The organism is Paraburkholderia sp. CNPSo 3274, assembly GCF_024206475.1.
GTDB lineage: Bacteria > Pseudomonadota > Gammaproteobacteria > Burkholderiales > Burkholderiaceae > Paraburkholderia.
Genome location: NZ_JAMBPR010000148.1, coordinates 1 through 10,475 on the forward strand (window position 1 = coordinate 1; position 10,475 = coordinate 10,475).

Below are 10,475 nucleotides of genomic sequence, written 5' to 3' on the forward strand. Positions count from 1 at the left end.
GAATGCGGGGTCCAAGGACAGATAGTGTTGGGTTTCGCGACAGTGTAATGGGCGCGTGGACGCCGGCGCACGAGCGAGTTCGCGTTGGCCGTATCGGGGAAGACCAACGTGGCGGAGGATCATACTGGCGCCGGTCAGCGCACATGGGTCGGATCCGGCGGTGCCCTCGGCAGGATGCCAGGCACACCGCCCTCGAGGCGGACCATGTGGCCCTGGCCGCACACGGGGCAGTCGCGCAACGACCTGCCGGTGAGCCGCAGATAGCGGTCACGGTAGTCCTCTCCTATGGCTGGTGATGCAGCGGCGGGAGGCTCAGCACCGAGCAGCCGCCGACAGGTGGCGAGTCGCGCTGCCCGATGACAGTTGGCGAGCCACCCGTAGCTGCGGATGCGCTTGAAGCCATCCGGCAGTACATGCAGCAGGAAGCGGCGCATGAACTCGTCGGCCGTCAGCGTCATGGTCCTGTGCCGGGCCTGGTGCCGGTAGTCCTTCCAGCGGAACAGGACCGATTCGGCATCGAAACGCAGCAAGCGGTCGTTCGAGATGGCAACGCGATGCGTGTAGCGGCCCAGGTAGTCGAGCACCTGCCTGGCGCCACCGAAGGGTGGTTTCGCGTAGACCACCCATTCGGCCTGTGCGGCAGGCGCAAGCCACGCGGCGAACGCCTTGGGATCGCGCAGGGGCTGAAGCTGGCCATGCAGGCGCAGCGCGCCGGCGTCGAACGCACGCCGCAATTGCTCGAGGAACAGGCGGCGGTACAGCCGCGAAAGCACCCGCACCGGCAGGAAGAAGCCGGACCGGCAGGCGATCCAGCGCTCGCTGTCCGGCGCAATGCCACCTCCAGGTACGACGCAATGCACGTGGGGATGGTGCAGCAGATTCTGCCCCCACGTGTGCAGGACCGAAATGAAGCCGATCTCTGCACCCAGGTGTTTCGGGTCGGCGGCAATCGTGCGCAGCGTCTGCGCGCTCGTGCGAAACAGCAGATCGTAGAGCGTCTTCTTGTTCTGGTACGCGAGCGCGGCAATGGGCTCGGGGAGCGTGAAGACGACATGGAAGTACTCAACGCCGGGAATGAGCTCACTCTGTCGGCGCTCGAGCCATTGTGCACGGGCAAGTGACTGGCACTTCGGACAATGACGATTACGACACGAGTCGTAGGCAATACGCTGATGCCCGCATGTATCGCACTGCTCAATATGTGCGCCGAGCTCAGCGGTGCGGCACAGCTCGATGGCGCTCATGACACGACGCTGGGCACGACTGAGGGCGCCGGCATGAGTCTGCCGGTACTGAGGGCCGCAGCGGCGGAAGATGTCCGCCACCTCAAGCGCCGGTCGCATCGGCGGCTTCAGAAGTGCCCGGGCGCAGGAGGCTGTGACGGAGCAGATTCGGGATGCGGCAGCAGATCGAAGGGGCTGGTGGTGGCGCACACGGTGGTGGTCGCGACCTTGAGGTAGCGCGCAGTGGTTGTTAGGGAACGGTGCCCCATCAGCAGCTGGATCCGACGCACGTCGGTGCCGGCCTCCAGCAGGTGAGTGGCGAAGGCGTGCCGCAACGTGTGGGGCGTAATCGGTTTCCGGATACCGCTGCGCTCGCGGGCGGCAACGCAGGCGTACCACACGGCACATCGCGTGATCGGGTGCCCGGGAATATCGCCGGGAAATAGCCAGTCGCGAGGATGAGCGTCGTGCCAGTACGTTCTCAGGATCTCGAGCAGCCGTGGTGACAGCATTACATAGCGATCCTTATGGTTCTTGCCCTGGTTCACCCGGATGACCATGCGCTTGCTGTCAATATCCGTGACCTTGAGGTGCACAGCTTCGGACACACGCAGGCCAGCCGCGTAGGCAACCATCAGGATGGTGCGCTGCTTGAGAGTGGCGATCGACTCGAAGAAGGCTGTGATCTCTTCCAGGCTGAGAACGACCGGGAGCCGGACCGGCTTCCTGGGAAACGGAAAGTCCTCGTCACTCCAGTCGCGTTTGAGCGTCACGCGATACAGAAAGCGCAGCGCACCAATCGTCGGGCCGAGGCTGCCGGGGGCGAGCTTGCGCTCTTCACGCAGATAGACGAGCCAGGCCCGGATCTCCTCGGGGCCCAGCAGTTCAGGCGAGCGGTGGAAGTGCCGGGCGAAACTGGACACCTGTAGCAGGTAGGTTTGCTGGGTGGTCTCGGCGAAGTTGCGGATCTGCATGTCGTGCAGCATGCGTTGGCGCAGTGGCGTCATGGCGTGCCTCCTGGAAGCAGTGGTGAAGCCCGGTTGGGCATCCACATACTGCTCCTGGAGGTATCTGCGTCCCCTCGTTGGGATCCTGCGTCAGCTCGCCGCCACAATGAACGTCAGCCATCAGCTCTCGCGCTCCTCCCCTACCGCGTCAGCGGTTTAGTTGCCATTTGCAGGGTGCAAGTCCCTGCCGGAGTTGGCCACAGCTCCGTAGCTGAAGGTAACTGCGTCGTCGTGAGGCGGGGTGGGGAGTAACCGGAAGCGAACTGTCGGTCCGTAGGTTGACGAACCTGTTTCGGCGGAGTATTGCGGCGAGCCTGCACTAAAGTGGCGAAGCCTGGAAGTAACACAGCACGCTGTCGTGGCGGACAAAGCGGTGCGGTGGCATACCACGTGATTGAGGACGGAACGATGGGAAGGTGGCACGAAGCAAGCGGGGAGACCTGCCGGCGAGGTGAACGCTGGCAGGAGTCAGAGTCCCGGTAGTACCGCACACGGAAGCGTTGAACCGTGGAGACCTGCGTCAGAGCAAAAGGCGCACTAGGGAAGCGGGGCAGGAAGGTTGATAGCAGAAGTCCGGAACGAGGCAAAGATGAAGATCGAAGCATCACCAGTGTCGGAAACGACTAAACGAGATGCAGACGCGCTGGGAAGCTGCGTGCAGCGGAAATTCGCGCCAGCCGCAATCTGGACGGACGCTATGTTGGCTGCTCTACGAAACGGAGTTAAAGGAGGTAAATGGCATAGTCTGATCGACAAGGTGTTTCGCCTGGACACGCTCGCGCTGGGGTGGGCTCAGGTCAAGAAGAACGCCGGGGCGGCGGGAGTCGACCGTATAAGCGTGAAGCGATTCGCGCAAGCGCGAGACCGATATCTCGCTGAACTGACGGATGCATTGCAGGACGGTAGCTATCGCCCACAGCCGGTGCGGCGCGTCTACATACCGAAAGGTAAAGGACGCCGCCCGCTCGGTATACCCGCTGTAAAAGACCGCGTAGTTCAAGCGGCCCTAAAGCTGGTGATCGAGCCGATCTTTGAACATGAGTTCGAGCCGAGAAGCTACGGCTTTCGCCCGGGCTTGGGCTGCAAGGATGCGCTGCGCGAAGTAGACCGGCATGTGAAAGCGGGCTACTGCTGGGTGGTCGATGCCGACCTGCAAAGCTATTTTGACTCGATTCCACACTCACCTCTTCTTGCGAGAGTGGCAGGGCGAATCTCGGACGGCCGGGTTCTGGAACTCATCCAGTACTTTCTCAAGCAAGACATCATGGAAGACATGACGCGTTGGACGCCGACTTCCGGCAGTCCTCAAGGGGCGGTTGTCAGCCCCTTGTTGGCAAATCTGTACCTGCACGAGCTTGACGTGGAAATGCGACAGGCAGGGCTGGTGATGGTGCGCTACGCGGATGACGCCGTGGTGTTATGCCGTACACGTGAGGAAGCGGAAGATGCGCTCACTCGCCTGCGTGCTTGGGTGGATGCGAACGGCTTGACACTGCATCCTGACAAGACCCACATTGGGGATTGCCGGCTGGAGGGTCACGGGTTCGAGTTCCTGGGTTACCGGTTCGAGGCAGGTCAACGTTGGGTGCGCAAGAAGAGTCTCATGGGGCTGCGGGATAAAATCCGCGCCCTGACCAAGCGTAACAGGGGCGATTCGATCGAGAGCATCATTGCGTCGATCAACCCGACCCTGCGTGGCTGGTTTGGCTATTTCCAGCACGCCCACCGCTACACCTTCTCGTCCGTCGACGGCTTTGTTCGTCGTCGTCTGCGAGCGATCCTGCGCCGACAGCTTCATCGTCCGGGGCAGGGCCGATGCCTTCGCGATCACACACGATGGCCAAATTCCTTCTTCGCTGATCTTGGGCTGTTCACGATGTCCGAGGCCCTTCAATTGGCGCGCCAATCCCGATGTGGAAACAACTGACTGGAGAGCCCGTCGCGGGAAAACTGCACACCGGGTTCGGAGGGAGGGGACGGCGATCGCCGTTTCCTACCCCTATACTCGGTCCGTTAGGTATACATATAAATTAGGTTCGCTTTCGACGCGACGGGCTCTCCCCACATGCGCATTCAACTGTAAAAGGCGCAATGCGGTAATTGTTGAAGCTCACCTAATTTCCGTGTTCTCATATCGAGGCTTACATCGTGTTCGAGGAGGACATCATGTCTGCAAGCAAATTGGCGGCGCACTCAGCGCGCTGCAGCACAGCTGTCGGGAGCCCCATAGACACCATCGTTTCCAGGTACGTGGATTACCTGCGTGACCGACGATATGCGTCGGATACGATCCAACGCTATCTGGCCTCCTTGCGCCACTTCGCCCGTCGGCTGGACAAGCGGTTGACCCTTGACGACATTGATGATGCTCTCGTGATGGAGTTTGTCGATGTTCATTTGCCGCATTGCCGATGTCCGCGACCGTGCATGCGCCATGTCAACACGGTACGCGCAGCTCTCCGCCATCTCCTGTCCGTTCTAAAGGACGAAGGGTTGAGCAACGCTGGTCGCGCTCAATTGCATACGCCGGTCGATATCGAATTGGAGCTGTTCAGGCACTACCTGGTCGATAGTTGCGGTTACGCGCAGACCACTTGTTGTAACCGTCTTTGGCATATTCGCAACTTTCTCGACTCCGTCTTCGGTCAGGAGGCCGTGACCGCCGATCAGCTAACTTCAACGGATATTGAGAACTTCATCGCGCGCTATTTCAAAGGGCGGAGTCACGCGACACGTCTTACCTACTGTGTTGATCTCGCAAGTTATCTGCGCTTTCGAGGCCTGCACGGGGATGACACTCGCGCGCTCCTGGCTGCGATCCCGAAGATGGCGCCACCGATGCCGGCACGTCTGCCGATTGCAATGACGAACAGGGAGTTGGACCTCTTTTTCGCAGCGTTCGATTTGACCGGCCCGATTGGCATGCGCGATTTCGCAATTGCACGGTGCCTGGCCGATCTGTCGCTACGTCGCATGGAAGTCGTACGTCTGCAGTTGGGTTCATTCGATTGGCAGAATGGAACGGTGACGCTAACTCATACCACGGGCGGACGAGAACGCAAGCTACCGCTGCCGGTACAAACGGCCAAAGCACTTATCCGCTATTTAAGGTACGGACGGCCCGATACAAGTAGTCGTGCCGTCTTTGTCCGGCAAATCGCGCCGTACGACAAGCCCATCAGCGCAGTTGCCATCAATGACCTTATCAGAAGTGCCTTTGTACGTGCTGGGCTCGACGAACGATTTCGTGGCGTCCACGTGTTGCGACGCACCGCAGCAACACGCCTAGTTCAAGGTGGGGCATCACTAAAAGAAGTTGCTGACGTTCTGGGGCATAGGCATCTCAATACGACGACGCTTTACACCCGGGTCGATCTTGATCGTCTGCGCAAGGTAGCGCAACCATGGCCGGAGCATCGGCCATGAATGCTCCCCGACCTTGGACCGAGCGCATCGAAGACTACCTTGCATATCGGCGCAACGCTGGATTTAACATCGTGGGCGATTCGCCCAGACTGCGGCAATTCGGCCGATTCGCTGATCAACAGATACCCCCGCCTTTACACCTTGTCATCGAGCTAGCCGTTGCATGGGCTCGTTCGACGAAACGCGATCAACACTTCACGTGGGCTCGGCGTCTTGAACTTTTGCGGGGCTTTGCGCGGTACTGGCAACGTTTCGACCCAGTAACCGAGGTGCCGCCAGGAAGGCTGCTCGGTAGAGCCTATCGACGATTGACCCCACATATTTTCACGCAGCAGGAAGTATCGATGTTGATGGCAGCCACCACCAGCCTTCAGCCTCGTGATGGTCTGCGCCCTGTGACTTGCAAGACCATGATAGGGCTGCTCGCAGCGAGTGGTCTACGCCCGATAGAGGCCACACACCTGACACGCGATGACGTTGATCTTGACCAGGGATTGCTGCTGGTCCGGGAAGCAAAAGGGCATAGAAGCCGCTTGATTCCCTTGCATCCGAGCACCACAGAGGCCCTACGTACGTATGCTCAGCAGCGTGATCGCTTCGTGCGCCAGCCGCGCAGCGACCGGTTTTTCCTGCTCGATGGAGGTAAGCCGGTCGCCGTACCGACGCTCCAGTGCGCGTTGGAAACCCTATGCCGTCGACTGGGGTGGTTGCCACGCGGCGATTATGCGCATCATCGCTGTTATGACTTCCGACATAGTTTTGTCGCCAACAGTCTGTTGCGCTCCGACCGCCAGGGGATCGACGTTGATCACGCAATCCTCACGCTCTCGACTTATCTCGGCCACACCTCCGTCGCCCACACTTACTGGTACTGCACGGCGGTGCCAGAACTGATGGCTCTCGTTGGAGAGCGCTTTCATCGGTATGCCCAAGGGGAATCGACATGAGCCATGTCACCAGCCAGCCACAGGAGTTTGCCTCGCTCCTTCAGCGGTTCTTCATCGAACGGCTAATGCAGCAGCAGAATGCGAGTCCAAGAACGGTCGAGTCATACCGCGACACCTTCCGAATGCTATTGACCTATGCCCAGCAAGCGTTACATAAGCCGCCCGAGAAGTTCACACTCAACGAACTCGACGTCACGTTGATCACTGCCTTTCTGGACAACCTCGATACTGCACGATCCAATAGCATTCGCAGTCGCAATGCTCGGCTTTCCGCTATACGGACCTTCTATCACTATGTCACGATGAGATGTCCTCAGGCACTGCACCTGGCACAACAAATTCTCTCAATTCCAACGAAACGTTTCGAGAGACCGCTTCTGGGATTTCTATCACGTGAGGAAGTTCACGCCTTGTTGGACGCACCCGATGCAGATACGTGGTTCGGACAGCGCGATCGTCTATTGCTCGCGCTGCTCTACAACACTGGCGCCAGAGTATCTGAGCTGACCGGGATGCGGGTGGCCGATGTAACGCTTGCTGCAACGCCGTGGGTACGCCTGCATGGCAAGGGTCGAAAGCAGCGTGCCGTACCCCTGTGGCGTGAAACTGCTGCGGCGATACGCCACTGGATACGTGAGCAGGGTTTGCAACCGGAACAGCCCCTGTTGCCAAGCCGCCATGGCGGACCAATGACGCGCGCAAACGTGGCTGAGCGATTTTCGCTGGCACTGACGGCAGCAGGGAGGACCTGCCCATCGCTTATGAAGCGCCATATCACTCCGCATTCCATGAGGCACACGGTTGCCACGCATCTCTTGCAAGCCGGTGTAGGCATCACGGAGGTTGCGCTCTGGCTAGGACATGAGAGCCCTGTTACGACGCACGGCTATGTCGAGGCAGATCAGACGATGAAGCGGCGAGCGCTCGCGACAGTTAAAGCACCCGGAATCAAGATGACTTTTTATCGCCCGTCCGATTCACTGCTCAAATTTCTGGAAAGCCTCTGAGATTATTAGGCGAAGCATTCCAGCGAAAGCGCCCGGTCTGAGCTTCCCTTCCCTAGGCAGAAAATCGCTTCACAACTCGGGAAGGGACTCCTGCACCCAGTGTATCCAATTCGACCACACCTAATTTCTGGACATACCTAACGAACCTCCTGTTGGCCATAGGCGCTCCGTTCAAATGAACGGAGCGTACCGACTTGGAAAGTTCGAATTGCGCTTGTACCCGCTACCGCTGGCTTCTGCACGCCGCCCGCTGGGTGGCCCCTTTACGCCGCCCCTGGACTGGCTCTATTGCGCCGCCCATCAGGTGGCCCGATTACGCCCCCCCCGAATTGGCTCTATAACGCCGCCCGCTGACACCTGCCGCGCATCCGGCAACTCGGTGTGCTCGCCGCACGTCTGGACGAACTGTTCCTGCATCGCATCGCGCGTCATGTCCGTCGCGACGGCACCGTGTCGTTCAATGGCAAACGCTTCGAGGTCCCGTACGAACTCACCGGACAGTCGGTATTGCTCGTGGTCGATCCGCACGCCGGCACCGTCCTTCGCGTCGAGAGCCAGACCGGCCAGGCGCTGGGGGCCGCCACCGGGCTCGATGTCGTTGCCAACAGCAGGCGCCGGCGACAGCGTCCATTGGCCGAGCCCGTCACGAATGCCGTCACGCCGGGGCCAAACCTGCTCGAGCTCGTGCATCAACACCACTACCGGCAGGAGGCCTGAGCATGTACCGGCAACACTTCGGCCTGCGCGCAGCGCCGCTGGACAAGGATTCGACAGACCTCTGGGATGACGGCACGCTCGCCCAGCTCACCGAGCGCTTCCAGTGGCTGCTCGGCAGCCCCGGTATTGGCCTGCTGACCGGCGAGCCCGGCGTGGGCAAGACCGCGGCGCTACGGCATCTCACGCGAAGCCTCAATCCGCATCGCTATCACGTCATCTATCTGGCCGAGACGGAGTTCGGCCGCATCGACCTGTACCGCTCGCTCGCCCGGGCGCTTGGACTGGAGCCCAGCTACCGGCGCGCCGACCTCTGGCGTGAGCTCAAGCAGCGCATTACCGAGCTGGTCGAAGGCAAGCAGTTGCTCGTGGTGTGGATCATCGACGAGGCGCAGAACCTGCCGATCGAGTTCTTCCGTGACTTCCCGTCGTTCCTGAACTTCGCGTTCGATTCGCGCAACCTGCTTACGGTATGGCTGGCCGCGCATCCGTGCCTGGCCACCACGCTCGAGCGCGCGCCGTATGCCGCCCTGTACGGTCGTATCCAGGCGCGTGTGCAACTCAAGCCGGTGATCGAGCGCGAGCGCTTCGCACAACTGATCGCGCACGCCCTGAAGAGCGCCGGCTGCACGCATACGCTGCTGGCCGACTCCGGGCTCGAACTGTTGCGGCAGGCCTCACGCGGTTTGCCGCGACAGGCCGGGCGCATCCTGCGCACCGCCATGCAGCTGGCCGTGCCGCGCGGCCTGAACCATCTGCCCGACGAACTGCTGCAACAGGCTATCGAGGAATTCCGGTGAACAGGCGCCGCAAACACCCGACGGCGTCTCGCACAGCACCGACAATCATGCCCCGAGCGCCGGCGTTACCCGAACTGACGGATGAAGCCGCCGCGCAGATCCAGCGACTGCTGGGCGACTGGCTTGTGTGGTTCAGTGCTGCGTATGGCGAACAGATCCGTCGCTGCAACGAACCGTGGACTGCATCGCCGCGCGAACCACCTCCACGTCATCGCATCGACGATCCCTTCTGACGACACCGCAGCCCCGAGCCCGACAGCCGGGGCTGTGTTCGTTGTGCCGTGCGTCAAACATGCGATGCCACTCCTATATCGCTTCCTTGTATCTCGCGTTCAATTAGCAAGGACTTCTACTCGACCATCACGCGACGATCGGCGCCATCTCGCCTCGAATATCTCGCGATGCCGAACCCCGCTCACAGCGAGACGTAACAGCTATGCTCGCCGGCTTTTGCCGGAGAGAGCATGCCCGCGCACCGGATGAACATGCGCATGATCAAGGACGTTTTACGACTTAAATTCGACGGCGGCTTCTCGCACGATCGGATCGCCGCGTCACTGGGCATATCCAAGGGCGTGGTCACGAAGTACATAGGACTGGCCGGTGCCGCCGGGCTGGACTGGGCAAGCGCCTGCGATATGGATGAAGGCGACCTCGAGCGGCGGCTTCTCGGCAAGCCCACGGGGCCAGCAGGCTACGCCCAGCCCGACTACGGACGCATCCATCAGGAGCTGCGTCGCAAGGGCATGACGCTGACGTTGCTGTGGGAGGAGTACCAGGCCGAGTTCGCGGACCGGCAGACCTACCGCTATACGCAGTTCTGCGAGCACTACAAGGCGTTCACGAAACGCCTGAAGCGCTCGATGCGTCAGATTCACCGCGCCGGCGAGAAGCTGTTTGTCGACTTCGCCGGCCCCACGTTGCCGCTGACGACTGGACGCCGCGCGCACATCTTCGTGGCAGCCATGGGCGCATCGAGTTACACGTTCGCATGCGCGACGCCAGCCGAAACGATGGAGGACTGGCTGGGCGGCATTGCTCGCGCGCTGACCTTCTATGGCGGCGTGACGCAAAAATCACCAGCTGGTGATTTCTGGACTACGATTGCGGTAGGGATGCCCATTACTGAGCACCCCCCGCACAGATCCCGGCGTGCCCAATTCGGGCACCGGGCTCCTACCTCGGGTGTTTGACGGCAAATCGCCGGTCGGGCCACGGGTGAAGGATTCGAGGTTGCGGGAGCCAGGCATCTGCGATCCGCTCGACTCGCTGCCACGTCATGTGATCCTTTTGACTGCGGCGCCGGAGCGCCCGCCGCCACAGATCAACGACGTGGTATCGAAACGCGCAG

At 60.8% G+C, this 10,475-nt stretch carries 9 protein-coding genes and 2 pseudogenes; 8 read left to right on the top strand and 3 right to left on the bottom strand.

Annotated features, from left to right (window positions below; translation table 11 throughout):
* Positions 1-134: 134 nt before the first annotated feature.
* Together M3I54_RS42775 and M3I54_RS42780 are read right to left on the bottom strand one after the other, a co-directional pair.
* Entirely contained in the window at positions 135-1,343 is a 1,209-nt protein-coding gene (locus tag M3I54_RS42775) for an IS91 family transposase (protein ID WP_133191213.1), read from the bottom strand.
* Positions 1,344-1,351: 8 nt separating this feature from the next.
* The gene (locus M3I54_RS42780) at positions 1,352-2,230 is read right to left on the bottom strand and encodes a site-specific integrase (RefSeq protein ID WP_254346336.1); all 879 of its coding nucleotides are present in this window, start codon (positions 2,228-2,230) and stop codon (positions 1,352-1,354) included.
* A gap of 589 nt (positions 2,231-2,819) precedes the next feature.
* On the opposite strand from M3I54_RS42780, the gene ltrA reads away from it, so the two are divergent.
* The 8 genes and pseudogenes from ltrA to M3I54_RS42820 all read left to right on the top strand — a co-directional run.
* Positions 2,820-4,157 (top strand): group II intron reverse transcriptase/maturase, encoded by a 1,338-nt coding sequence (ltrA, locus tag M3I54_RS42785; protein ID WP_254346339.1) that lies wholly within the window; start codon positions 2,820-2,822, stop codon positions 4,155-4,157.
* 239 nt (positions 4,158-4,396) lie between these two features.
* Positions 4,397-5,656 carry a tyrosine-type recombinase/integrase gene (locus tag M3I54_RS42790; RefSeq protein WP_254346341.1) on the top strand — a complete coding sequence of 420 codons (1,260 nt, stop codon included), beginning with the start codon at positions 4,397-4,399 and terminating at the stop codon, positions 5,654-5,656.
* On the top strand, positions 5,653-6,603 hold the full coding sequence (locus tag M3I54_RS42795) for a tyrosine-type recombinase/integrase (RefSeq protein ID WP_254346351.1): 951 nt from the start codon (positions 5,653-5,655) through the stop codon (positions 6,601-6,603). The genes M3I54_RS42790 and M3I54_RS42795 overlap by 4 nt, the downstream gene beginning before the upstream one ends.
* A complete protein-coding gene (locus tag M3I54_RS42800; protein WP_254346353.1) occupies positions 6,600-7,610 on the top strand; it encodes a tyrosine-type recombinase/integrase in 1,011 nt (336 codons plus the stop codon). Before M3I54_RS42795 ends, M3I54_RS42800 begins: the two co-directional genes overlap by 4 nt.
* 381 nt (positions 7,611-7,991) lie before the next feature.
* The gene (locus M3I54_RS42805) at positions 7,992-8,327 is read left to right on the top strand and encodes a Mu transposase C-terminal domain-containing protein (protein WP_254346355.1); all 336 of its coding nucleotides are present in this window, start codon (positions 7,992-7,994) and stop codon (positions 8,325-8,327) included.
* A gap of 2 nt (positions 8,328-8,329) precedes the next feature.
* Positions 8,330-9,124, top strand: coding sequence for an ExeA family protein (locus M3I54_RS42810; RefSeq protein WP_254346357.1), 795 nt, complete (start codon positions 8,330-8,332; stop codon positions 9,122-9,124).
* 47 nt (positions 9,125-9,171) lie between these two features.
* Positions 9,172-9,357, top strand: a complete 186-nt coding sequence (locus tag M3I54_RS42815; protein WP_254346359.1) for a hypothetical protein — start codon at positions 9,172-9,174, stop codon at positions 9,355-9,357.
* A 252-nt stretch (positions 9,358-9,609) separates the two neighbouring features.
* A pseudogene (locus M3I54_RS42820) lies at positions 9,610-10,197 on the top strand (IS21 family transposase); the annotation flags it as partial.
* Between the two features lie 103 nt (positions 10,198-10,300).
* Here the strand turns inward: M3I54_RS42820 and M3I54_RS42825 are convergent.
* A pseudogene (locus tag M3I54_RS42825) lies at positions 10,301-10,475 on the bottom strand (group II intron reverse transcriptase/maturase); the annotation flags it as partial.